Consider the following 22,134-nt stretch of genomic DNA (forward strand, 5'->3'; position numbering starts at 1 on the left):
CCGCTACAGGTTGAGGACGGCCGGCGTCCGCGCGAGCGAGCGCCAGCGGCCCTTCGGGTCGTCGACCAGACGGCGGGCGTCGAGGTCCATCAGGCCGCCGACGCCCGTCAGCTCGGCGGCCAGCTCGCCGTCCGGCCTCCTGAACTCCTGCCGGACCCGATACGTCTTCCCCTCGCCCCACTCGAACGCGCACGTCACCTCCACCTCGTCGCCGCCGCGCAGCTCGCGGTGGTAGCGGATGGTGTTCTCCAGGGTGACGGGGCCGAGGCCGGTGCCGCGCAGGTCGTCGACGTCGATGCCGGCCGCGCGCAGGCACTCCCAGCGGGCGTGGTCGCCGTACTGGTGGTAGACGGCGCTGTTGACGTGGCCCTGCGTGTCGAGCTCGTAGCCGCGTACGGCGATGCGTACCGAGAAGGTCATGTCCGTTCCTCCAGCCAGGTGTGCGATTTGGCGGTGAGGTAGCGCAGGCCGTCGTCGCCGATCTCCACCCACTCGCCGCGGGCCCATCCGCCCGTCGTCTGCGGGGCGAACCCGTGCCGCTGGAACAGCGCCGACGCCTCCTTCTGGGTGAGGCCGCGCCGCCCCCACTCCTGGATGACCCGCGCTGTCCGCTCGTCCTCGCCCGCCTCCTGCTCGTCGCCCAGCGCGGCGGCCAGCTCTTCCAGCCCGCGCGCGATGAGCCGCAGGGAGGACTGAATCTTCGGGACGTCCATCTCATCGCCCATCGATCGGTAGCGATTGCCTTCCGATCGTAGCGACTACCCTGAAAGCATGGAAGTGGTGCAGACGGCGCGAATGGTCCTATCTCGGGTCACGGCCGACGACTTGGACGCGGTGCACGAGATCCATTCCGACCCGCGTACGAGCGTGTACCACCCCAGCGGCCCCGTGACCGACCTGGAGTCGAGCCGCGCCATGCTCGAACTCTGGATCGACGACTGGACCGAGCGGGGAATCGGCTACTGGGCCGCGCGGCCTCTGGGGGAGCCGCTCGTGCTCGGCTTCGGCGGGCTGCGGCGCGCGATCGTGGACGGGGACGAGGTGCTGAACCTGTACTACCGATTCCGGCCCTCGGCATGGGGGCACGGGTACGCGGTGGAGCTGGTTCAGGCCGCCCTCCAGATCGGCAAGGAGCTGGGGACGGTCGTGGCGGTGATCCGGGACATCAACGAGCCGTCGCGCAGGGTGGCCGAGCGGGCCGGGATGCGGAGGGACCGTACGATCCCGTACGGCGGGGTGCCGAGCGACGTGTACGTGGCCTGAGCTCCCGTAACCTCCCTTGCCTCCGTTACCTCGCCTTGCCCGCCGAACGCGCCCGCCACACGTAACCCGCCAGCACCACCGCGCTCACCGCTGCCTGGGCCGCCAGGAACGGGCCTGGAGAGGCGGGCTGGGAGGCCAGCGCCATGGCGGTCGGGAGGCATCCGAGCAGGGCCAGATCCGGCCCGGTGGCCGCCCAGAAGATCGGCCCGGTCGGGATGGAGCCGCCCGGGGTGTCGATGACCGGCATCGAATGGTCGACCGGGGCGCGCCTGGCCATCCGCAGGGCACCGGCGGCCAGCGTGGGCGCGGCCAGCGGCCCGAACAACCACCACGCTACGGGAAGGCCGGTTGCCGCGTCCTCGGTCAGGGCCGTCCCTGAGGACAGGTCGTGGACGACGGCCGGGGCGTGGGCCAGGGCTGCCCCCGATGACGCGTCGTGCGCCAGGGCCAGGCCCGCCAGCGCCATGGCCGCCCACGTCCCGCTGAGCAGCGCGGGCAGCACCGCCCGGGCCGCCAGCGCCGGGCGGTGGCCCACCCCGATGAGCCGGGCCAGGGCCGGGTTGTCCGCGTCCCTGCGCGCCCCGGACGTGCTCGTCGCCGCCACGGCCAGCCCGCCCGCCAGCACGGCCGCGCCGAGCACCGCCGGGGAGGCGCCCGCCTGGGCCAGGACCAAGGGCAGCGCGGCGGTCGCGGCGATGGCCGCCAGCCGGCCGGGCCTGCGGCCCAGGCGGCGCCAGTCGTGCCAGGCCAGCGCGAACGGCGCGGGCATCGACGGCCAGCGCCGGGAGCCCAGCTTCCTGGCCCGCCAGTGGTTGTCCTCGGCGATCCAGGTCAGCGCGCCGGGGTCGAGGGACATGGTCGCGCTCGCCACGTGGCCGGCCCGGGTCGAGGCGGTCACGAGGGTACGGGTGGGGATCCGGCCGAGCGAGGCCGACGCCTGCCGTACGAGCAGGCCGGCGGCCACGGCGGCAGCGGCCACGGCGGCGGCCAGAGCCGTCAGGGGCGCGCTCGCGGCGACCGCCAGCACCGTACGCAGCTGCCCGCTGACCGCCACCGCGGACAGCACCAGCAGCGCCGCGATCGCGCCGGTCAGCCAGAGCTGCCACGACTGGGAGACCTGCCCGAGCACGGCCAGCGCCATCCCGCCCACGCTCGCGGACACGCCGAGGGCCAGCGCGCCCAGAACCCGCCACACCAGGTGGTCGGGCGCGCCCAGCACTGCCAGCATCCCCATCCCGAGCAGCACGCCCATCGCCACGGCGACCGTGCACAACATCCGTGCCGGCCGGGCCAGCAGCAGCCGCCGATCCAGCGGGGACATCAGCAGCCAGGAGGCGTCGGGGGCGGGCAGCAGCACGGGCCCCGCCGAGCGGGCGACCGCCAGGAAACCGGCCACGGCCAGCGCCAGCAGCACCACCCCCGCACCCATGCGGGCGGGATCGACCGGCCCGGCCAGCCCGGCGAACACCCCGGACAGGGGCCGGCCCGCCACGGCCACGAACAAGACCAGGCAGAACACGGTGACGTAGCGGTCGAGCAGGCCGGCCGGGGCACGACCCTTGGAACGCAGGTAAGCCCGCACGGCCCGTACGCTGCCGACCGACTCGCTCATACGGCGGCCTCCCAGGCCGGGACGCGGCGGGACACGCTCACAGGGGCACTTCCCGGCCCCGGGATCCCGCGGAACGGGTGCCGGCCGGTCATGCGGGTCCTTCCCGGCTCCGGGATCCCACGGAACCGATCCCGGCCGGCCATGCGGGCACTTTCCGGCCCGGAGGTGCCACGGAACCGATCCCGGCCGGTCATGCGGGCACCCCGGACGGCGAGACCCGGCGGGCTCGGGTGGCCAGGCCCTCGTCGTGCGTGGCCATGACGACGGTGCCGCCCTCGTCGGCGTACTCGTCGAGCAGGTCGGCCAGGCGGGCGCGGAACCCGGCGTCCAGGCCGCGCTCCGGCTCGTCGAGGAGCAGCAGCGTGCTCGGCCTGAGCAGCGCGGAGGCCAGGGACAGACGCTGGCGCTGGCCGGTGGACAGGTTCAGCGGCGGTGCGTCGGCCCGCTCCACCAGCGCGAACTCCTCCAGCGCCGCGTCCACCGTCATCCGGGCCCTGGTGTGTACGGCCCCCATCAGCTCCAGATGCTCACGCGCGGTGAGCCCCGGATACCAGGCCGGCTCGTCGCCCAGCAGCGCGACCCGGCCCCAGAAGCCGGCGTCGTCGACCGGCGGCCGCCCGAACACGCGCACCTCGCCGGAGGTGGCGGGCTGGAGCCCGGCCAGGCAGCGCAGGAGCGTGGACTTGCCGGATCCGTTCGGGCCGACCACGGCCACGATCTCGCCCGGTGACACGGTCAGCTCCATGCCCTTGAGCACGGGATTGCCCCCGAGCTCGACCGTGAGGTCGTCAACGCGAATGATCGATTCGTACACCGTTCGAGCGTATCCAGCCACGAGCTTGATCGCGTACGGCGCGGTGGCGGCGGGCCCGGGAAGCCCGGCTGCGCAAGGGATTCTGTCGGTGCCACCGTCTACCTTCTGTTCCGAACACCTGTGCGACTGGAGGGTGACGTGATTGCTTCTGAGCGATTCGAGCGTGCCGCGGTGCTGGGGGTGGCTGTGGCCGAGGAGACTCGGCGGCTGCTGAAACTCCACCTGGGGGAGGGTGAGGAGGGCGAGGACGGCACGGTCCTCGTCGACGTGCCCTATCCCGACGCGGTCGTGGTGACGGCGCTGCTCGACGTGGCGGCCGAGTGCTTCGGCGAGCGAGGAGGCTCGGTCGAGGAGACCAGACAGGCGGCGTTGGAGACGTTGTTACAGCTGGCCGGCTTCGACGAGGAGTCCCAGCTCAACCGGGGTTGACCAGGCCGTGCCGATAGGCATAGGTGACGGCCTGGGCCCGGTCGCGAAGGTGGGCTTTGGCGAAGAGGTTGTTGATGTGGGTCTTGACGGTGGCTTCGGTGATGTAGAGGCGGGTGGCGATCTCGGCGTTCGACAGGCCCTCGGCGATGAGAGCCAGCACCTCGCTCTCGCGCGGCGTAAGCCCGTCGGGCGCCCCACCACGGCGTGCGTCCGGGACTGCGGGCGGACGCGGGTGCAGGGCCGGAGCCGGAGCCGGAGCCGGAGCCGGGCCGGGGCCGACGGTCGCGGACGGGCGCGGGTCAACGCTTGCGGAGGGGGCTGGCGATCGAGGGGCAGGCGATTGGGGCGGGGTGGCCCGGGTCGGCGGGGGTGGCGTGGTTGGGGGTGGGGACATCGTGTCGAGGAGGCGGCGTTGGACCGTGGGGTCGAGCTGGGCGTCGCCGCGCATCACCGTGGCCACGGCCGAGGCGATGTCGTCGGCGTCCGCGTCCTTGGTGAGGAAGCCCCGCGCGCCCGCCCGCAGCGCGGCGAAGACCGAATCGTCATCCGAATACGTGGTGAGCACGACGACCTGGGTCTCCGGGTACGCGGTGCGGATGCGGCCGGTGGCCTCCACACCGTCCATGCGGGGCATGCGCAGGTCCATGAGCACCACGTCCGGCCGCTCCGCGCCGACCAGCCGCAGCGCCGCCTCGCCGTCGCCCGCCGACCCGACCACCTCGATCCCCGGCACCAGGCCGAGCAGCAGCACCAGGCCCTCACGCACCACGGCCTGGTCATCGACCACGACCACCCTGGTCATACGGGCACCTCCTGAGGTTCGAGGGGAGCGGCCATCCGCCGGCTCCCGGGCTTGGCGGTGGGGGATGGCCGGCCGGTGGGCAGTCCGCCAGGCCGGCCGGTGGGTAGCCCGTCAGGGCGGCCGGTGGGCGGCTCGATGGGGTGGGGGGTGGGTTGCGTGCTGAGGTGACTGGTGGGCGGCTCCCCACGGTGGCGGGTGAGCTGTTCGTCCGGGCGGTGGGTGGGCCGTTCGCTGGAGCGGTGGGTGGAGGGGGACGGAGGTGTCGGAGACAGCGGTGCGGGCGTCGATGGGTGGGCTCGCAGGCGTCGGTGTGTGGCTTGCGCAGGTCGGGGGGTGGCTTGTGGGGATGGGTGTGTGGCTTGCGCAGGTCGGGGGGTGGGTTGGGGGGATCGGGGTGTGGCTTGGACAGGTCGGGGGTGGTTTGTAGGGGGCGGGGTCATGCTGGGACTCGCAGGTGGACCTGGAAGCCGCCGTCCCGCTCGCCTGCCGACAGCGTGCCGCCGAGGAGTTCTGCGCGTTCGCGCATGCCCACCAGGCCGTACCCACCGCCCGGTGAGCCCTTCTCGGCGGAGGCCGGGTTGGTGACGCGCAGGTCGCAGCCGGTCGGGTCGAAGTCGAGCTCGACCTTGGCCGGGCTGCCGGGCGCGTGGCGGCGGACGTTCGTCAGGGCCTCCTGGGCGGTACGGAGCAGGGCGAGCTCCGTTTCCGGCGGGAGGCGCTGCTCGGGACCCGAGATGCGCAGCGTGCAGGACTGGTGCGCCGTGTGCTCGAAGTCCTTCGCGAGGGTACGCAGCGCCACGGGCAGCGCGGGCGGGTCCTCGCGCAGCGCCGACACCGCCCGCCTGGCCTCATCGAGGCCCGACTTGGCCAGGTCGCGGGCGTGCGTGACGCGGTCGAGGGCCTCGGCCGTCCGCTCCGCGCGGAGCAGCAGCTTGGCTCCCTCCAGGTGGACGAGCTGGGCGGAGAGCGAGTGGGCGAGGATGTCGTGGATCTCCCTGGCGATCCTGGCTCGCTCCGCGAGCACGGCCTCCCTCGCCTCGGCGGCCCTGGTGGCCTTGCGCTGCTTCGCCGCGTACGTGATCAGGAAGATCAGGCAGACGCTGAGAACGAGGGTGAGGTCGTTCGCCGGGGAGCCGGAGAGCTCGGCGGCCACGACGAGCCCTACGACGGCCAGCAGCCCGACGATGAACGACTGGCGCAACGACAGGCGGCTCACCGCCAGGCTGACGCAGACGAGCAGGACGCCGATCGTCACCCCGCTGTGGGTGATCGAGTTGAGGGCGATGGAGAGGAGCACCGCCAGGCCGAGGGCGATCAGTGTGACGAGCTGTGAGGCTCTCCCCGACAGGCGGAACGCCTTCCTTGACGCGGCTTCTCGGTGCGGCTGTGCGGTGTCGACCGCCGTTGCTCGGCGAGAGGTCTCGTGTGGCGGGCGCGACAGAAGGGGTGCCGGGCGGGACATGAAGTGCGGCGGGCGCGGCAGGAGGTGTGGCGGGCGCGACATGAGGAGGAGCGCGAGCAGTGTGAGGGCGAGTGCCACGGTCAGGAGCGTGACGGCCAGGGCGACGCCGGTGAGGCCGGGTGCGGGGGTCGCCCGCACCTGGACCACGATCAGCAGCACGATCAACCCCAGCCGCAACGCGACGGGGACGACTCTGGACAATCCACGCATCACCTCATGAAAATATCCGGTTGCCGGTGAGCGCACGTCCCCGGCGGGCGACGAGGTACGCCTGGGTGCCGATGGTCAGGCCGAGGAACACCAGGACACTTCCGGTGGAGACGGTCAGGCCGGCGGCCACCCCGGCGAAGTAGAGGGCGACGCGGGTGGCCATCGAGGCCAGCCAGGCCAGCAGGGTCCAGCCGGTGGCCTTCGACCAGGCGACACCGGAGTCGTCGACCCACATGCGTACGGTCCTCGAGCGCCACACACCGAGAGCCACGGCGGCGACCGCCTCCACGGCGAAGAGGGTGACGCTGAGGGCGAGGTGCCCGGTGTCGATGAGCTCGCCCGAACCCCCGGAGTCGAGCAGGCCGCCCGAGACGAGGCCGAGGACGATCATGGCGCCGGCGGTGTACAGGCTGCCCGTCCCGGCGGCGGGGCGGGTCCGCGTCTGGCGGTAGATGACGAACACGACGGCGAGGAGGACGAGGAGGGAGATTTGCACAGTTTCCACAGGCCACGACCGTAGGGAGGCGGCGGTCGTACCGGATCGGTCTGCGGGTTGAGTGCCGCGATCTCCACCCTGGGGTGGAGGCGGGTCGCTGCCGGTGCGGATCCTCGGTTACCGTCCCCGTATGCGCATTCTCTCGGTGAACGTGGGCACGCCGGTCGACGCTGATTGGGCGGGGAACCTGAGGCGGACGGCGATCGACAAGCGGGCGGTCCCGCACCGGGTTCAGGTGCTGGCCGACGGGCTGGCCGGGGACGAGCAGGCGGACAAGCAGCACCACGGCTCGCCGGATCAGGCCGTCTACGCCTACGCCAGCGAGGATTACGACTGGTGGGAGGGCGAGCTGGGCAGGGAGCTGCGCCACGGGCGGTTCGGCGAGAACCTGACCACGTCCGGCCTCGACGTCAACGGCGCCCTGGTCGGCGAGCGGTGGCGGGTGGGCGGGGCCGTGCTGGAGGTGACCAAGCCGAGGACGCCGTGCGTGGTGTTCCGCAACTGGATGGACGAGACCGGCTGGATCAAGCGGTTCACGGCGGCGGCGCGGCCCGGGGCGTACCTGAAGGTGGTCGAGCTCGGCGAGCTGGGGGCGGGGGACGAGGTGGAGATCGTCTCGCGGCCCGGCACCGGAGTGAGCGTGGCCGACTGGTTCCGGGCCCGGCACGGGGACAGGGACGCGTTGCGCCGCATCCTGGCGGTTCCCGGACATGACGCCCGGTGGGACGAGATGGCCGAGCGCGTCCTCGCCTGAGGGGGGAGGCCGCGCCCGGCCGGGCGGTCAGCGCAGGACCGAGTAGAGCGCCGAGGTGAGCGAGGCGCGCGCGTCGTCCTGGTCGATCGACCACATCATCGACCCGCCGAGCCCCTTGAGCCGGATGTAGGCCGCCTTCTGCACCAGCATCGCCGGGTCGTCGTAGGACCAGAACTCGTTCCCGTCATAGAGCCACATGGCCCCGGTGCGCAGGTCGCGGTAGCGCTTGCCGGGCTTGCCGACCAGGTCCTTGTAGTCCTCCGCGCCGGGGGCCCACTTGCCGGGGGCCGGGCCGGTGGCGGGCGCGTACAGGCCGTCGCCGCCGCCGGTCACGCCCGTCCAGCCCTGGCCGTACGCGGGCACGCCGACCACGAGCTTGCGGGCGGGCGCGCCGCGCGAGAGGTAGTCGCGTACGGTCTGGTCCACGCTGTACTTCACCGGGTTCGGATCCCGCCGGTCGGTGAACAGGTTCCCGTTGTGGCCGGTCTGCGGCTCCCACGTACCGTGCAGGTCGTACCCCTGCACGGTCGCGAAGTCGAGCTGCCTGAACACCCTGCGCACCTCGAACCCGGCGTCGATCTTGGCCGCCGCGGCCGGCAGGAACGCCGTGAGCTGCGCCCTGGACGAGAACGCCTTGAGCTGCCCCCGCAGCTCCTCCACGAACAGCGTGAAGTTCCGCTTGTCCTCGGGCCTGATGACGTTGCCCTCGGCCCCGGCCGAGCCCGGCCACTCCCAGTCCAGGTCGATCCCGTCGAACACGCCGGCGCCCGCGCCCGGCTCCAGCCCCGGCAGGTTGCCGCGCAGCCACAGGTCGATGCAGGAAGTGGCCAGCGCGGCCCGGGACTCGGGGGTGAGCACGGCGTCGGAGAAGTACTTCGAGCCGGTCCAGCCGCCCAGGGAGATCATCGTCTTGAGCCCGGGGTGCTTGGCCTTGAGCTTGCGGAGCTGGTTGAGGTTGCCGTTGAGGGCCTGGCCGGGCGCGTCGGCGACCCCGTCCACGCTCTGCTCCGCCGGCACCGGCCGCTGCCAGTCGGCCCACGGGTCGGCCGAGTAGCAGCCGCTTTCGGCGTTCACGAAGCCGAACGCGTAGTTCAGGTGCGTGAGCTTGGCGGCGGCGCCCGAGACGTCCACGTCCTTGACGTGGTAGTTCCGGCCGTAGATGCCCCATTGGATGAAGTACGCGACCCGTTTGAACCCGGAGTGGGCCTCAGCGGGCACGGAGATCGCCGTGAGGCCGAGTAAGAGCGACAGTGCGAGCAGGATCTTCTTCTTCACGGAGCGGCTCCCGGGGACTGCGCCACTTATAGGAAACTTTCCTATAAGTTAGACGCGATCGTAGAGCCGCCGCCCGTCACCGTCAACGATCCGCGCGACCTCCGCCGGTACCGGCGGAGGTCCACGTCGTACGGGCCGCCCGCCACGATCGCGTCGGCCCCGATCCAGGCGCACTTCGAGCCCAGGTTCGCGCCCCGGCCGGTGATGGGTCGTCGGTGATCCAGGCGTCCCCGACGGCCGGCGCGATCCGGCCGCTCGGAGCAGTTGGATCGGAGCACTCTTGGGAGCCGGGCAAACTGGAGGCGTGCCATCGACCCTGCCTGACGGCGATCCCGCGCCCACCTCGGGCGAGCTGCCCGCCAGTGCCCTGAGCGGCCTCGGCGAGCGCCCGTTCGGCTTCTACGTGCACGTTCCGTTCTGCGTGACGCGCTGCGGCTACTGCGACTTCAACACCTACACCGCCGCCGAGCTGGGCCCGGGCGCGTCGCACCGCGACTACGCCGACACGGTGGTGGCGGAAATACACCTCGCGCGCCGCGTCCTGGGCGGCGCCGACCTGCCGGTGGAGACGGTGTTCTTCGGCGGTGGCACCCCCACCCTGCTGCCCCCGGAAGACCTGGCCAGGATCCTGGCCGCGATCGACTCGGAGTTCGGGCTGAAGCCGGGGGCCGAGGTCACCACGGAGGCCAACCCCGAGTCCGTCGACCCCTCCTACCTGGAGAAGCTGCGCCACGGCGGGTTCAACCGGATCAGCTTCGGCATGCAGAGCGCCCGCGAGCACGTGCTCCAGGTCCTCGACCGGCGGCACACGCCCGGCCGGGCGGCGGCGGCCGTGCGGGAGGCGCGGGCGGCCGGGTTCGAGCACGTCAACCTGGACCTGATCTACAGCACGCCGGGGGAGACCGACGACGACTGGCGGGCCTCGCTGGCAGCGGCGATCGAGGCCGGTCCCGACCACGTGTCGGCGTACTCGCTGATCGTCGAGGAGGGCACCCGGCTGGCGGCCCGGATCCGGCGCGGCGAGCTGCCGATGCCCGACGACGACGTCGCCGCCGACCGCTACCTGATCGCCGACGAGCTGCTGGCCGCGGCCGGGTTCAGCTGGTACGAGGTGTCCAACTGGGCCATCTCCGACGAGGCGCGCTGCCGCCACAACCTGCTCTACTGGACCGGCGGCGACTGGTGGGCGGCCGGCCCCGGCGCGCACAGCCACGTCGGCGGCACCCGCTGGTGGAACGTCAAACACCCGGCCGCCTACGCGCAGCGGCTGGCCGCCGGCGCCTCGCCCGCCCACGCGCGCGAGGTGCTCGGCCAGGACGACCGCGACGCCGAGCGGCTGATGCTGGAGCTGCGGCTGGTCTCCGGCTACCCGCTGGCCGAGGTGGCGCCCGCCGCGCGCACGGTCGTGGCGAGCGCCCTGGCGCGCGGGCTGCTGGAGCCCGAGCCGTTCAGGTCGGGGCTGATGGTGCTGACCCTCCAGGGGCGGCTGCTGGCCGACGCGCTCATCAGGGATCTCCTGGTCTAGGTGATCATCCGGATGGAGAACGGGTAACGGTACGGCTGGCCCTTGTTCGTGGCCATGGCGGCCTGGATGTGGAAGATCAGCGACAGGATCCAGACGATCGGCAGCAGCAGGATGCCGATGAAGACGACCGTCAGGATGCCGGCGATCAGGTAGCCGATGAACATGGTGATCTGGAAGTTCAGCGCCTCCGCCGCCTGGTCCCTGACGTAGGGGGACTCGTCCTTCTTCATCAGGTAGATGATCAGCGGGCCGATCCACGAGACCAGCAGGCCGAGGAGGTGCGAGAGCATCGCCATGGTGGTGTCGTCGGTGCCGGGGCGCGGGCCGAACCTGCCGGGGACGTACGGCTCGCCGGGGCCCGGGGGGTAGCCGTGTGCGCCGGGGCGGCCGTACGCGCCCGGCTGGCCGTAGCCGGGGGGCGGCTGCTGCCCGTAGTTCGGCTGGGAGCCGGACTGCTGGCCGTAAGGCGCCTGCTGACCATAGGGGATCTGCTGCCCGTAGGCGCCCGGCTGGCCATAGCCGGGCTGGGAGCCGGGCTGCTGGCCGTAGCCAGGAGGCGGCGGCTGGCCGTAGCTGGGCTGCTGCCCGTAGCCGGGCTGAGAGCTGGGCTGCTGGCCGTAGCCGGGCTGGGAGCTGGGCTGCTGGCCGTAGCCGGGCTGGGATCCGGGTTGCTGGCCGTACGGGTTCGGCTGGCCGTAGCCGGGTTGCTGGGGGCCGGAGGCCGGAGGGAGGTCGGCGGGGGTGACTCTGCGCGTGGCGTCGTCGTCGGGCGGTGGCTGGGGCGGGTCGTGGGTCATGGTGCCTCCGTAACGAAGTCGATCAGTTCCTCGACCCGGCCGAGCAGCTCCGGCTCCAGGTCCGTGTACCTCGAGACGGCGCCGAGAATGCGCCGCCATGCCTCCGCGGGCTCCATGCGCCAGCCGAGGGCGGCGATCACGCCCTCCTTCCACGGCACCCCGCGCGGCACGTCGGGCCAGGCGGGGATGCGCAGCACGGAGGGTTTGACCGCCTGCCAGATGTCGATGTAGGGGTGCCCCACCACCAGCACGTCCGGTGAGGTGATCTCGGCGGCGATCCTGCTCTCCTTGGAGCCGGGCACCAGGTGGTCCACCAGCACGCCCAGCCGGCGCCCCGGCTCGGGGCCGAACTCCGCCACGATGGCGGGCAGGTCGTCCACTCCTTCGAGATATTCGACCACGACCCCTTCGACCCGCAGGTCATGGCCCCAGATCTTCTCCACGAGGGCGGCGTCGTGCACGCCCTCCACGTAGATCCGGCTCTGCCTGGCCACCCTGGCCCGCAGCCCCTCCACGGCGATGGAGCCCGACGCGCTGCGCCTGGGGCCCGCGGGGGCCGCCGTGGGCCGGACCAGCGTCACGGCCTTGCCGTCCAGCAGGAAGGCGGCGGGTGCGAGGGGGAACAGGCGGCGCTTGCCGAACCGGTCTTCGAGCGTGACGGCCTCCTTGTCGCAGGCCACCACGGCGCCGCAGAAGCCGCTGTCCGCGTCCTCCACGACGAGGTCCGGCTCGGCGGGCACTTTCGGGATCTTGCCCTTGCCCGGCCGACGCCAATTTCCCGACAGAACATCGCCCTCGTACACACGGGGACCGTAGCAAATCACCCGCTGACCGCAAGGCGCTTACGGGCACCGCTGCGGCGTACGAGGACGGTGATGGTGCCGGCGATCGCGACGAGCAGACCCGCTCCGGGGACGAGCACCAGCGCGGCCAGCCCGCCGGTGATCCCGCCCACGGCGGACAGGGCGTCGCGGCCCACGCCGTAGCGCACGGTGGCCTGCTCCTGGTTGGTGCAGGTGAGCTGGTAGTCGCCCTTGGCCGGGGCGTTGATCACGAGGAACTGCTCCCAGACGGCCCCGTTCACCGTGACCTTCTGGGTTCCCGCGGTCTTGGCCAGCCTGGCCTGCCCGGGGCCGCCGGTGATGGCGCAGTCGTAGGTGACCTGAGTGTCACTGGCGATGTACACGGCGGGTTTGTCGGCCGGGTCCACCGGGACGGTGACGCTTTCGCCGGACGCGAACGTCCGTGTCGGAGCCAGGTCCGCCACGCTGCTCACCACCCCGCCGGTGAACATGAGCACGCCGACCACCGCGCACACCACGAACACGCCCCAGGCCGCCGCGAGCCACCACAGGCGGGGCTTTATCGCTTTGGAGTCGATTCGTGGCGGAAATTGGGGCTGTTGGCCGTATTGTCCGTACTGAGGTGGCGGGCCGAACTGGGTGGGCTGCCCGTACTGCGGCAGCTGCCCGTACTGCGGCGGCTGGCCGAAAGGCGGCTGTCCGTAGGGCGGCTGGCCGTGCGGTGGCTGACCCTGTGGTGGCTGGCCGGGGCCGGGCTGAGAGCCGGGCTGGGGGCCGTAACCGGGCTGGGATCCCGGTTGCGGGCCGTAGCCGGGCTGGGAGCCGGGCTGCGGGCCGTACTGAGGAGGTCGCGGCTGACCGTGGTAAGGACCCTGCCCGGGCGGGGGGCCGTACGACGGGGGCTGGGATTCGTCGGTCATATGGGCAAGTGTGAGGCCTGTCGCTTCCAGGAAGCTAGCAGCAGGATGGGACGCGGTGTTATCGCACCTTGTGGGCGAGAGCCGTACACTTGGCACTCGGGAACACAGAGTGCTAGACACCGCGTTCCTGATAAGGACAGAGGCAGGAGGTGAGCACGTGCTCGACGATCGGAAACTGGCGGTGCTCCGCGCCATTGTCGAAGACTACGTGTCCACCAACGAACCGGTGGGCTCCAAGGCACTCGCCGAGCGCCACAACCTGAAGGTCTCCCCGGCGACGGTCAGGAACGACATGGCCGCGCTGGAGGAGGAAGGCTACATCACCCAGCCCCACACCAGCGCGGGCCGCGTGCCGACGGACAAGGGCTACCGCCTGTTCGTCGACCGCCTGTCGCAGGTCAAGCCGCTGTCGGGGGCCGAGCGCCGGGCGATCGAGACGTTCCTCGCCGGCGCCGTCGACCTCGACGACGTGGTCACCCGCACGGTCCGGCTGCTCGCGCAGCTGACCAGGCAGGTGGCGGTGGTGCAATATCCGACGCTGACGCGCTCGACGGTCAGGCACGTCGAGCTGGTCCCGCTGAACGACCGGCGGGTCATGCTCGTGCTGATCACCAACACCGGCCGGGTCGAGCAGCGCGTGGTCGAGCTGCCCGAAGTGGTGGAGGACACCCGCATCGCGCACCTTCGGGCCGTGCTCAACGCCTGCCTCGACGGCTGCGGCCTGAGCAACGTCCCGGAGCTGGTCGCAGACCTGCCCGAGCGGCTGCCCGTCGAAGACCGGCCCGCCGTGGCCACGATCCTGTCCGTGCTGCTCGAGACGCTGGTGGAGCGGCACGACGAGAAGATCGTGTTCGCCGGCGCGGCCAACCTCGCCGGTGCCGACTTCACCGTCGGCCTGCGCGACGTGCTGGAGGCGCTGGAGGAGCAGGTGGTCCTGATGCGGCTGCTCGGCGAGACTTCATCAGACACCCCGTCCGCTCTCACCGTGCGCATCGGCTCAGAAAACCCCTACCTGCGCGGCACATCCGTCGTCGCGACCGGATACGGTTCTGGCGACAACCAACTTGCCCGGCTCGGCGTGCTGGGGCCGACCAGGATGGACTATCCCGTGACGATGGGCGCCGTACGCGCGGTGGCACGCTACGTCAGCCAGATCCTGGCTGCATCATAAGAGGTCGATAAGTGGCAAACAGCGACTACTACGCCACCCTCGGGGTGCGCCGTGACGCAAGTCAGGACGAGATCAAGAAGGCCTACCGCCGACTCGCCCGTGAGCTGCACCCCGACGTGAACCCCGATCCTGAGACCCAGGAGCGGTTCAAGGAGATCACGCAGGCTTACGAGGTGCTGTCCGACCCGAACAAGCGCCAGATGTACGACCTGGGTGGCGACCCCTTCGGCGGCGCGGCGGCGGGCGCGGGCGCCGGAGGCTTCGGAGCGGGCTTCCCCTTCAGCGACATCATGGACGCCTTCTTCGGCACGGCGGGTGGCGCCCGGGGGCCCCGCTCGCGCGCCCGCAGGGGTCGCAACGCCACCATCCGGGTGGAGCTCGACCTGCGCGAGACGGCGTTCGGCACCACCCGCGAGCTGGTCGTCGACACGGCCGTGCTGTGCGAGGTGTGCCACGGCGCCGGAGCCGCGGCGGGCACCCACCCCGACACCTGTGACATGTGCAACGGGCGCGGCGAGATCTCCCAGGTCACCCGCTCCTTCCTGGGCCAGGTCATGACCTCGCGGCCGTGCCCGCAGTGCGGTGGCTTCGGCACGATCATCCGCCACCCCTGCCAGGAGTGCTCCGGCGACGGCCGGGTGCGCACCCGCCGTACGATCAAGGTGCGCATCCCCGCGGGCGTCGAGGACGGCACCCACATCCAGCTCGCCGGCGAGGGTGAGGTCGGCCCCGGCGGCGGACCGCCCGGAGACCTGTTCCTGGAGATCGTCGAGCGGGCCCACGAGATCTTCGAGCGGCGCGGCGACGACCTGCACTGCACCGTGCAGATCCCGATGACCGCCGCCGCCCTCGGCACCATCCTGGCGGTGGAGACGCTCGACGGCTCCGAGGAGGTCGACGTCCGCCCCGGCACGCAGTCCGGCCAGGTCATCACCATGTACGGGCGCGGCGTGCAGCGGCTCAACGAGTCCGGCAGGGGCGACCTGCTGATCCACGTCAACGTGGAGACGCCGACCCGGCTCGACACGGCCCAGGAAGAGCTCCTGCGCGAACTGTCCAGGCAGCGGGGTGAGGAGCGCCCGCCTGGCAAGTTCGCACCGGGACAGCAGGGTTTTTTCTCCCGCCTGCGTGACGCCTTCAACGGCCGGTGACGTGACCGCACCCGTGTTCCTGGCCCACCGGCTGGACGGACCGGAGCTGACGCTCGACGGCCCCGAGGGGCGGCACGCGGCCTCCGTGCGCCGCCTGCGGGCCGGTGAGCGGGTCGATCTGACCGACGGGGCCGGCGGGGTGGCCGAATGCGTCGTACGCGAGACGCTGAAGGACACGCTCAGGCTCGACGTGCTGCGCCGCTACGACGTCGAGGCGCCCCGGCCCCGGATCGTGGTCGTCCAAGGGCTGCCCAAGGGCGACCGGGGCGAGCTGGCGGTCGAGATGATGACCGAGGCGGGGGTGGACGTGATCGTGCCCTGGGCGGCCGCGCGCAGCATCACGCAGTGGAAGGGCGACAAGGTCGCCAAGGCGCTGGGCCGGTGGCGCTCCACGGCCCGCGAGGCGGGCAAGCAGGCCCGCCGGTTCCACCTGCCCGAGGTGGCGGACCTGGCCTCGACCGCGCAGGTCGAGCGGCTGCTGTCGGAGGCGGCGCTGGGGCTGGTGCTGCACGAGGAGGCGGCCGAGCCGCTGTCCGGGGTTGAGCTGCCGGCCGGGGGCGACATCGTGGTCGTCGTGGGCCCCGAAGGGGGCGTCTCGGAGGAGGAGCTGGCCGGGTTCCGGGCGGCCAAGGCGATGCCGGTGCTGCTGGGGCCGACGGTCCTGCGCACGTCCACGGCGGGGGTGGCGGCGGCGGCCGTGCTGCTCAGCCGCACAGGGCGCTGGTGAGCTCCTAGGGCGTGGTCTGGTCGGTCTCCAGCAGGGGACTGGCCACGGTGGTGGGAGTCTCCGTCACGTCGTCGGGCGGGCATTCCTCAGGGGGACACGACGTCGTGGGCTGCGCTGTCGTCTGCTCCACGGTGGGCGTCGGCGAGATCACGGGGCAGTCGGCCGGCGGCTCGACCTGCTCGGCCTGGGGCGACGGGCAGTCGGTGGTGGTGGCGCTGGGCGACGGCGACGGTGACGGCCTGCTGGTCGAGTCGGCCTTCTTGGTGGGCCGCGGCGACGCCGGCTGCGTGGTGTCCGGGATCACGACCTTGGGCTGGTCGGGGCTCGGCTCCTGCGCCGGGGGCTGCTGCGAGCGGGTGGTGGAGGAGTTGGACGGGACTTCGGTGACCTCGTTGCCCAGCGGGGCGACGGGCTTCTGGTCGATGATCTGGGAGCGCAGCTCGGGGACGGCCATCACGATCGTTCCGGCCACCAGGATGGCACTGGCGGCGGCCGCGCCCGCTCGCCACCAGAACAGGTTGCGTACGCCACGCCGCTCGATGCGGGCACGGATGATCTCCAGTCCTTCCGGCGAGGGCACGACCGCGTCCGCCTCCGCGCGGAGCGCACGGCGCAGCAGATCGCCGTACTCGTCGGGGGGCTGGGTCATGACATTTTCTCCAGGACCGATCGCAAGGCGGCCATGCCACGTGCCGTGTGGCTCTTGACCGCGCCCTTGCTGATGCCCATGGCGTGGGCGATCTCAGCTTCGGACAGATCACCGTAGTAGCGTAGAACCAGTGCTTCTCTCTGTCGGGTCGGCAGGGCACGTAACGCCTCGATGACGGCGGAGCGTTCCAGCTCGCCGATCGCGCCGTTCTCGGCGCTCGGGGCGTCGGGCAGGCCCTTGGGAGCATACTTCTCGACGACCGCGCGGTGACGCAGCACGGACCTGGACCGGTTGACGACAGATTGACGCAGGTAGGCGAGTGCTTTGTCGGGGTCACGCAGCCTACGCCAGGCGCCATGGATGGCGACGAACGCATCCTGCACGACTTCCTCAGCTGTTGCTATGTCGCGCACCAGCAACACAGCGAGACGCACCAACGACCGAAAGTGCGCGCTGTACAGCGCGGTAACGGCCATGTCGGCATCCCACCCGACCGGCACCGCCCCCATCGACCTGTCGGCCAGAAGGGTTTCGGTGGTCACATCAGTGGGACGCGCGGCCTTCCCAGAGGGTTTACGCTCTTCCGGTTCTTGAGGTTTCCCCGGTTCCTTAGGGTGCATTACCCAGTCGTGTCCTCGCCAGGTGGCGCTCGCCCGACCCTGAATCGTCTGTTTTTACGCTGAAGTGTCGCACACTCACCCTAACCGCGTCGATCTTCGTACGCACGACACAGCCGATTACCGATTCGCAACGGACTCGCTGACGGCAGGCCTCTCGGTAGGGTGATCGGGTGAGCGATTGCCTCTTCTGCAAAATCGTCGCTAAGCAGATTCCCGCTGAGATCGTTTATGAAACCGGCCGGACCCTCGCGTTCCGCGACATCAACCCGCAGGCGCCCACCCACGCGCTGGTCATCCCGAAGGAGCACCACGCCGACGCGGCCGCGCTGGCGGCGGCCGACGACGGGCTGGCCGACGAGGTGCTGAAGTCCGCCCACGAGGTGGCCGTGCTGGACGGCGTGGCCGAGGGCGGTTACCGGGTCGTGTTCAACACCGGGCCCGGCGCCGGGCAGACCGTCTTCCACGTGCACGCCCACATCCTGGGCGGGCGGGATCTGAGCTGGCCGCCCGGATAACCGGACGCGGTGATATTGACGCGAGCAATCCGCCTGCTCCCGGATACGATGGGCGGAGAAGCACACCGAAAGAGACCGGGAGGCATCAGGCCGCTGGCCTGCCCATGTCCGAACTACACGAATCCCGACGCACGGCACCTCCCTCGCGCACTCAAGCGAAGGTGCTGATACCGGACGAATATCCGATGGTCAGCCTCCTGGGCTCCCGTGACGAGCTGCTGCGCGTCATCGAGGGCGCCTTCCGGGCCGACATCCACGTGCGGGGCAACGAGATCACCGTAACCGGCAGCCCCGACGAGAGCGGCACCGTGGTGCGGCTCTTCGAGGAGCTGGTCGAAGTCCTGCGCAGCGGCGGAGAGCTCACCCCCGACGCGGTCGAGCGCAGCATCGCCATGCTGCGCATGACCTCCGACCGCCCCGCCGAGGTTCTCTCCCTCGACATCCTGTCCTCCCGTGGCCGGACGATCCGCCCGAAGACGGTCAACCAGAAGCGCTACGTCGACGCGATCGACAAGCACACGATCGTGTTCGGCATCGGCCCGGCCGGCACCGGCAAGACCTATCTCGCGATGGCCAAGGCCGTGCGGGCGCTGCAGGAGAAGCGGGTCAACCGGATCATCCTGACCCGCCCGGCGGTCGAGGCCGGCGAGCGGCTCGGCTTCCTGCCCGGCACGCTCTACGAGAAGATCGACCCCTACCTGCGGCCGCTCTACGACGCGCTGCACGACATGGTCGACCCCGACTCGATCCCCAAGCTGATGGCGGCGGGCACGATCGAGGTCGCACCGCTGGCATACATGCGCGGCCGGGCGCAGCCGCTCGGCACCGGCGTGCTGACTCCTGACGGATGGCGCTCCATCGGAGAGCTCGAGGTCGGTGACCTCGTCATCGGGTCGAACGGCGAGCCGACCCCTGTGCTGGGCGTCTACCCGCAGGGGGAGAAGAAGATCTATCGGCTGTACAGCCAGGACGGTGCTTCGGTGCTCGCCTCCGAAGACCACCTCTGGACTGTCCGCACCCGTGACGACGCCAGACGCGAGAAGCCGTGGCGGGTGTTGGAGACCAAGGAGCTGATCGGCGACCTGCGGTCCTCTCACTACCACAAGTGGGAGCTGCCGCTGCTGAGCGCGCCGGTCTGCTTTCCCGAGCGCGAGGTTCCCATGGATCCGTACGCGCTCGGCCTGCTCCTGGGAGACGGGTGTGTCACCGGGACGACCACCCCGAGTTTCGCGACGGAAGACCCGGAGCTGGTCATGGCGCTCGAGCATGCCCTTCCCGGCGTGCGGGCGCGGTGGAAGGGCGGGCCGGACTACGTGCTCAACCGGGTGAGGCAGCCCGGGGAAAGCATGACGATCGCCAATCCGATCATCGACGTCATGCGGCGCCTGCGCCTGTCGGGCTGCAAGTCGAACACGAAGTTCGTGCCCGAGGTCTATCTGCGCAACACGGCTGAGACGAGGATGGCGGTCCTGCAGGGACTGCTCGACGCTGACGGGGGGCCTGTCACCCAGCAGGGGCGCACGTGCCGGATCCAGTTCAGCACCGTCTCGCCGCGGCTTCGCGAGGACGTGGTCTTCCTCGTCCAGTCCCTCGGAGGCGTGGCCTACTGGCGCACGCGTCCGGCGACAGGACGCACGCCCGGGTCGGCGCGGGGCAGGCAGATCCGCCACCGACACGACGCGTACATCCTGGACATCCGGCTTCCGGAAGGCATCGAGCCTTTCCGGCTGTCGCGGAAGGCCGAGGCCTACAACGCGTCCGGAGGCGGTCGCCCGATGCGCTTCGTGGACCGCATCGAACCACGTGGTACCGCGGAGTGCGTGTGCATCCAGGTGGCGGCGGAGGACTCGCTGTACGTCACCGAGGACTTCCTCCTGACCCACAACACCCTCAACGACGCCTTCATCATCCTCGACGAGGCGCAAAACTCCTCGGCCGAGCAGATGAAGATGTTCCTGACCAGGCTCGGCTTCAACTCCAAGATCGTGGTGACCGGTGACGTGACGCAGGTCGACCTGCCCTCGGGCACGGTCAGCGGCCTGCGGGTGGTGCAGGACATCCTCGACGGCATCCCCGACATCCACTTCGCCCGCCTGTCCAGCGCCGACGTGGTCCGGCACAAGCTGGTCAGCGACATCGTCGACGCCTACGGCCGCTACGACGCCTCGCGGGAGGCCCAGGAGCCGAAGGCCATCCAGCAGCGGGGGAAGCGGCGACCGTGAGCATCGAGATCAACAACGAGTCCGGCGTCGGCGTCGACGAGGAGAGCATCGCCGCCCTGGCCGCTCACGTGCTCGGCGAGATGGGCATCAACCCGCTCGCCGAGCTGTCCATCGTGGTGGTCGACGAGGACGCCATGGCCGAGCTGCACGAGAAGTGGATGGGCGAGCCCGGTCCCACGGACGTGCTGGCGTTCCCGATGGACGAGCTGCGTCCCGGCGGCGGCGCGCGGGGGGAGTCCGACGGCCCCGCCGACCCGGCGCTGCTGGGTGACGTCGTGCTCTGCCCGCAGGTGGCCGCCAGGCAGGCCGAGGAGGCCGGCCACAGCACCGCCGACGAGCTCGAGCTGCTGTGCACCCACGGCATCCTCCACCTGCTCGGCTACGACCACGCCGAGCCGGAGGAGCACAAGGAGATGTTCGGACTGCAGTCCCGGCTCCTCGAGTCGTGGCAGGAGGTGCGCAACCCGCGGTGAACGCCTGGTTGCTGTCCGTCGTCGCCCTGGTGGTCATCGGTGGCCTGATCGCCAGCGCGGAGACGGCGCTGACGCGCATCTCCCGGGTGCGTGCCGAGGAATACACGCGTGAGGCCAGGCGGGGGGCGGCGCGGCTGCAGGCGATCGTGACCGACCCGCCGCGCTATCTCAACCTGCTCCTGCTGCTGCGGCTGAGCTGCGAGCTGGTCGCCACGGTGATCGCGACCCTGCTGTTCATCGACCTCCTGCACGACCAGGGCTGGGCCTACGTCTGGGCCGCGGTCGTGATGATCCTGATCAGCTACGTGGTGGTCGGGGTCATGCCACGCACGCTGGGCCGCCAGCACGCGGAGCCGGTCGCGCTGGCCAGCGCCCCCATCGTGTACGGCCTGACCCGCATCTTCGGCCCCCTGCCCAAGCTCCTCATCCTGCTCGGCAACGCGCTGACGCCGGGCAAGGGTTTCCGCGACGGCCCGTTCACCTCGGAGGCCGAGCTGCGCGACCTGGTGGACCTGGCCGAGGAGCGCCGGGTGATCGAGCCCGACGAGCGCGAGATGATCCACTCGGTCTTCGAGCTGGGCGACACGCTGGTGCGCGAGGTCATGGTGCCGCGCACCGACATGGTCTACATCGAGCGCACGAAGACGATCAGCCAGGCCCTGTCGCTGGCGCTGCGCAGTGGCTTCTCCCGCATCCCGGTCGTGGGCGAGAACGAGGACGACGTCGTCGGCATCGCCTACCTCAAGGACATCGCCCGCAAGATCCACGAGTCCGGCGAGGGCGGGGGCAAGGAGCCGGTCGACACGATCATGCGTTCGGCCGCCTACGTGCCGGAGAGCAAGCCCATCGACCAGCTCATGCGGGAGATGCAGGCCAGGCAGATCCACATCGCCATCGTGATCGACGAATACGGCGGCACGGCCGGCCTGGTGACGATCGAGGACGTCCTGGAGGAGATCGTCGGGGAGATCACCGACGAGTACGACCAGGAGGCGCCCCGCGTGGAGCCCGTGCCGGGCGGCGGGCTGCGGGTGACGGCCCGCATGCCGGTGGACGAGCTCGGCGAGCTGTTCGACACGGAGATCGAGGTCGAGGACGTGGAGACGGTGGGCGGGCTGCTGGCCCACGCGCTCGGGCGGGTGCCGATCGCCGGGTCGCAGGCGGAGGTGGCCGGGCTCTCGCTGACGGCGGAGAGCCTGGCCGGCCGCCGCAACCGGATCAGCACGGTCGTGGTGCGGCGGGTCACGCCGCCGGAGGACGAGGTCGTCCCGGCCGCCGCCGAACGCGACTAGTCACCAGCAAATCCCGGATGTGGATAAAGGCGGACGGAAGCCGCAAGCGTTCTACAAGTCTTCTGCAAGCCGGGTCCGGCAATCTCTAACCACGACATCCAGTGCGGTGGGTGTCACGAGAGAAGCATCCGAACGCCGGGTGGGGTTCGCGG

The 22,134-nt window shown here is 71.2% G+C and carries 23 protein-coding genes and 3 pseudogenes; 13 read left to right on the forward strand and 13 right to left on the reverse strand.

Features of this window, described 5'->3' with window-relative positions:
• Positions 1-3 precede the first annotated feature (3 nt).
• Positions 4-420, reverse strand: coding sequence for an acyl-CoA thioesterase (locus AB0J69_RS29130; RefSeq protein ID WP_364123411.1), 417 nt, complete (start codon positions 418-420; stop codon positions 4-6).
• Positions 417-725 (reverse strand): hypothetical protein, encoded by a 309-nt coding sequence (locus tag AB0J69_RS29135; RefSeq protein WP_364123413.1) that lies wholly within the window; start codon positions 723-725, stop codon positions 417-419. The genes AB0J69_RS29130 and AB0J69_RS29135 overlap by 4 nt, the downstream gene beginning before the upstream one ends.
• Before the next feature lie 46 nt (positions 726-771).
• Here AB0J69_RS29135 and AB0J69_RS29140 point away from each other — a divergent pair, with 46 nt between their 5' ends.
• Complete coding sequence (locus tag AB0J69_RS29140) at positions 772-1,263, forward strand: GNAT family N-acetyltransferase (RefSeq protein ID WP_364123415.1); 492 nt, start codon at positions 772-774, stop codon at positions 1,261-1,263.
• Positions 1,264-1,288: 25 nt separating this feature from the next.
• On the opposite strand, the gene AB0J69_RS29145 is transcribed toward AB0J69_RS29140, so the two are convergent.
• Both AB0J69_RS29145 and ccmA read right to left on the reverse strand, forming a co-directional pair.
• Positions 1,289-2,875, reverse strand: a complete 1,587-nt coding sequence (locus AB0J69_RS29145; protein WP_364123417.1) for a DUF6297 family protein — start codon at positions 2,873-2,875, stop codon at positions 1,289-1,291.
• Positions 2,876-3,065: 190 nt separating this feature from the next.
• A complete protein-coding gene (gene ccmA / locus AB0J69_RS29150) occupies positions 3,066-3,689 on the reverse strand; it encodes a heme ABC exporter ATP-binding protein CcmA (protein ID WP_364123419.1) in 624 nt (207 codons plus the stop codon).
• Positions 3,690-3,827: 138 nt separating this feature from the next.
• Between ccmA and AB0J69_RS29155 the strand changes: the two genes are divergently transcribed.
• On the forward strand, positions 3,828-4,118 hold the full coding sequence (locus tag AB0J69_RS29155) for a hypothetical protein (protein ID WP_364123421.1): 291 nt from the start codon (positions 3,828-3,830) through the stop codon (positions 4,116-4,118).
• Here the strand turns inward: AB0J69_RS29155 and AB0J69_RS29160 are convergent.
• From AB0J69_RS29160 to AB0J69_RS29170, 3 genes are all read right to left on the reverse strand, one after another.
• Positions 4,105-4,920 carry a response regulator transcription factor gene (locus tag AB0J69_RS29160; RefSeq protein ID WP_364123423.1) on the reverse strand — a complete coding sequence of 272 codons (816 nt, stop codon included), beginning with the start codon at positions 4,918-4,920 and terminating at the stop codon, positions 4,105-4,107. The genes AB0J69_RS29155 and AB0J69_RS29160 overlap by 14 nt on opposite strands.
• Positions 4,921-5,356: 436 nt before the next feature.
• A complete protein-coding gene (locus tag AB0J69_RS29165) occupies positions 5,357-6,583 on the reverse strand; it encodes a histidine kinase (RefSeq protein ID WP_364123425.1) in 1,227 nt (408 codons plus the stop codon).
• 13 nt (positions 6,584-6,596) lie between these two features.
• Positions 6,597-7,097 (reverse strand): hypothetical protein, encoded by a 501-nt coding sequence (locus AB0J69_RS29170; RefSeq protein ID WP_364123427.1) that lies wholly within the window; start codon positions 7,095-7,097, stop codon positions 6,597-6,599.
• A gap of 121 nt (positions 7,098-7,218) precedes the next feature.
• Between AB0J69_RS29170 and AB0J69_RS29175 the strand changes: the two genes are divergently transcribed.
• A complete protein-coding gene (locus AB0J69_RS29175; protein ID WP_364123429.1) occupies positions 7,219-7,842 on the forward strand; it encodes an MOSC domain-containing protein in 624 nt (207 codons plus the stop codon).
• Positions 7,843-7,869: 27 nt separating this feature from the next.
• On the opposite strand, the gene AB0J69_RS29180 is transcribed toward AB0J69_RS29175, so the two are convergent.
• Positions 7,870-9,117 carry a glycoside hydrolase family 18 protein gene (locus tag AB0J69_RS29180; RefSeq protein WP_364123431.1) on the reverse strand — a complete coding sequence of 416 codons (1,248 nt, stop codon included), beginning with the start codon at positions 9,115-9,117 and terminating at the stop codon, positions 7,870-7,872.
• Between the two features lie 304 nt (positions 9,118-9,421).
• Here AB0J69_RS29180 and hemW point away from each other — a divergent pair, with 304 nt between their 5' ends.
• Positions 9,422-10,642, forward strand: coding sequence for a radical SAM family heme chaperone HemW (gene hemW / locus AB0J69_RS29185; RefSeq protein WP_364123433.1), 1,221 nt, complete (start codon positions 9,422-9,424; stop codon positions 10,640-10,642).
• Here the strand turns inward: hemW and AB0J69_RS29190 are convergent.
• The 3 genes from AB0J69_RS29190 to AB0J69_RS29200 are packed head-to-tail and all read right to left on the reverse strand — an operon-like array spanning position 10,639 to position 13,162.
• Positions 10,639-11,439 carry a DUF4870 domain-containing protein gene (locus AB0J69_RS29190; protein WP_364123435.1) on the reverse strand — a complete coding sequence of 267 codons (801 nt, stop codon included), beginning with the start codon at positions 11,437-11,439 and terminating at the stop codon, positions 10,639-10,641. The genes hemW and AB0J69_RS29190 overlap by 4 nt on opposite strands.
• Positions 11,436-12,242 (reverse strand): DUF3097 domain-containing protein, encoded by an 807-nt coding sequence (locus AB0J69_RS29195; RefSeq protein ID WP_364123437.1) that lies wholly within the window; start codon positions 12,240-12,242, stop codon positions 11,436-11,438. The genes AB0J69_RS29190 and AB0J69_RS29195 overlap by 4 nt, the downstream gene beginning before the upstream one ends.
• Positions 12,243-12,259: 17 nt before the next feature.
• Positions 12,260-13,162: a hypothetical protein gene (locus AB0J69_RS29200; RefSeq protein WP_364123439.1), complete on the reverse strand. Its 903-nt coding sequence runs from the start codon at positions 13,160-13,162 to the stop codon at positions 12,260-12,262.
• A gap of 157 nt (positions 13,163-13,319) precedes the next feature.
• On the opposite strand from AB0J69_RS29200, the gene hrcA reads away from it, so the two are divergent.
• From hrcA to AB0J69_RS29215, 3 genes are read left to right on the forward strand one after another with little or no spacing between them, the layout of a single operon-like run.
• On the forward strand, positions 13,320-14,333 hold the full coding sequence (hrcA, locus tag AB0J69_RS29205; RefSeq protein WP_364123441.1) for a heat-inducible transcriptional repressor HrcA: 1,014 nt from the start codon (positions 13,320-13,322) through the stop codon (positions 14,331-14,333).
• A gap of 11 nt (positions 14,334-14,344) precedes the next feature.
• On the forward strand, positions 14,345-15,484 hold the full coding sequence (gene dnaJ, locus AB0J69_RS29210; protein WP_364123443.1) for a molecular chaperone DnaJ: 1,140 nt from the start codon (positions 14,345-14,347) through the stop codon (positions 15,482-15,484).
• 1 nt (position 15,485) lies between these two features.
• Positions 15,486-16,211, forward strand: coding sequence for a 16S rRNA (uracil(1498)-N(3))-methyltransferase (locus AB0J69_RS29215; RefSeq protein WP_364123445.1), 726 nt, complete (start codon positions 15,486-15,488; stop codon positions 16,209-16,211).
• 4 nt (positions 16,212-16,215) lie between these two features.
• Here AB0J69_RS29215 and AB0J69_RS29220 read toward each other — a convergent pair whose 3' ends face one another.
• Together AB0J69_RS29220 and AB0J69_RS29225 are read right to left on the reverse strand one after the other, a co-directional pair.
• Positions 16,216-16,860, reverse strand: coding sequence for a hypothetical protein (locus AB0J69_RS29220; protein WP_364123447.1), 645 nt, complete (start codon positions 16,858-16,860; stop codon positions 16,216-16,218).
• Complete coding sequence (locus AB0J69_RS29225) at positions 16,857-17,369, reverse strand: SigE family RNA polymerase sigma factor (RefSeq protein WP_080047132.1); 513 nt, start codon at positions 17,367-17,369, stop codon at positions 16,857-16,859. The genes AB0J69_RS29220 and AB0J69_RS29225 overlap by 4 nt, the downstream gene beginning before the upstream one ends.
• A gap of 281 nt (positions 17,370-17,650) precedes the next feature.
• On the opposite strand from AB0J69_RS29225, the gene AB0J69_RS29230 reads away from it, so the two are divergent.
• The 6 genes and pseudogenes from AB0J69_RS29230 to AB0J69_RS29255 all read left to right on the forward strand — a co-directional run bounded on the left by AB0J69_RS29230 (position 17,651) and on the right by AB0J69_RS29255 (position 21,982).
• A complete protein-coding gene (locus AB0J69_RS29230) occupies positions 17,651-17,995 on the forward strand; it encodes a histidine triad nucleotide-binding protein (protein WP_364123449.1) in 345 nt (114 codons plus the stop codon).
• Between the two features lie 104 nt (positions 17,996-18,099).
• A pseudogene (locus tag AB0J69_RS29235) lies at positions 18,100-18,804 on the forward strand (PhoH family protein); the annotation flags it as partial.
• Positions 18,805-19,455: 651 nt separating this feature from the next.
• Positions 19,456-19,617 (forward strand): annotated as a pseudogene (locus AB0J69_RS29240) (LAGLIDADG family homing endonuclease); the annotation flags it as partial.
• 264 nt (positions 19,618-19,881) lie between these two features.
• Positions 19,882-20,217: pseudogene (locus tag AB0J69_RS29245) on the forward strand (PhoH family protein); the annotation flags it as partial.
• Entirely contained in the window at positions 20,214-20,690 is a 477-nt protein-coding gene (ybeY, locus tag AB0J69_RS29250) for an rRNA maturation RNase YbeY (protein WP_364123451.1), read from the forward strand. The pseudogene AB0J69_RS29245 and the gene ybeY, both read left to right, overlap by 4 nt.
• Positions 20,687-21,982, forward strand: a complete 1,296-nt coding sequence (locus AB0J69_RS29255) for a hemolysin family protein (RefSeq protein ID WP_364123453.1) — start codon at positions 20,687-20,689, stop codon at positions 21,980-21,982. The genes ybeY and AB0J69_RS29255 overlap by 4 nt, the downstream gene beginning before the upstream one ends.
• The last annotated feature ends 152 nt before the right edge of the window (positions 21,983-22,134 follow it).

The organism is Nonomuraea sp. NPDC049709, assembly GCF_040674815.1.
In the GTDB taxonomy this organism is placed as follows: domain Bacteria; phylum Actinomycetota; class Actinomycetes; order Streptosporangiales; family Streptosporangiaceae; genus Nonomuraea.

Excerpts from the sequence above, each read along its gene's own strand:
- AB0J69_RS29130 (WP_364123411.1), bottom strand. The coding sequence starts at position 420 with ATGACCTTCTCGGTACGCATCGCCGTACGCGGCTACGAGCTCGACACG.
- AB0J69_RS29135 (WP_364123413.1), bottom strand. The coding sequence starts at position 725 with ATGGGCGATGAGATGGACGTCCCGAAGATTCAGTCCTCCCTGCGGCTC.
- AB0J69_RS29140 (WP_364123415.1), top strand. The coding sequence starts at position 772 with ATGGAAGTGGTGCAGACGGCGCGAATGGTCCTATCTCGGGTCACGGCC.
- AB0J69_RS29145 (WP_364123417.1), bottom strand. The coding sequence starts at position 2,875 with ATGAGCGAGTCGGTCGGCAGCGTACGGGCCGTGCGGGCTTACCTGCGT.
- AB0J69_RS29160 (WP_364123423.1), bottom strand. The coding sequence starts at position 4,920 with ATGACCAGGGTGGTCGTGGTCGATGACCAGGCCGTGGTGCGTGAGGGC.
- AB0J69_RS29175 (WP_364123429.1), top strand. The coding sequence starts at position 7,219 with ATGCGCATTCTCTCGGTGAACGTGGGCACGCCGGTCGACGCTGATTGG.
- AB0J69_RS29190 (WP_364123435.1), bottom strand. The coding sequence starts at position 11,439 with ATGACCCACGACCCGCCCCAGCCACCGCCCGACGACGACGCCACGCGC.
- AB0J69_RS29200 (WP_364123439.1), bottom strand. The coding sequence starts at position 13,162 with ATGACCGACGAATCCCAGCCCCCGTCGTACGGCCCCCCGCCCGGGCAG.
- AB0J69_RS29220 (WP_364123447.1), bottom strand. The coding sequence starts at position 16,860 with ATGACCCAGCCCCCCGACGAGTACGGCGATCTGCTGCGCCGTGCGCTC.
- AB0J69_RS29225 (WP_080047132.1), bottom strand. The coding sequence starts at position 17,369 with ATGGGGGCGGTGCCGGTCGGGTGGGATGCCGACATGGCCGTTACCGCG.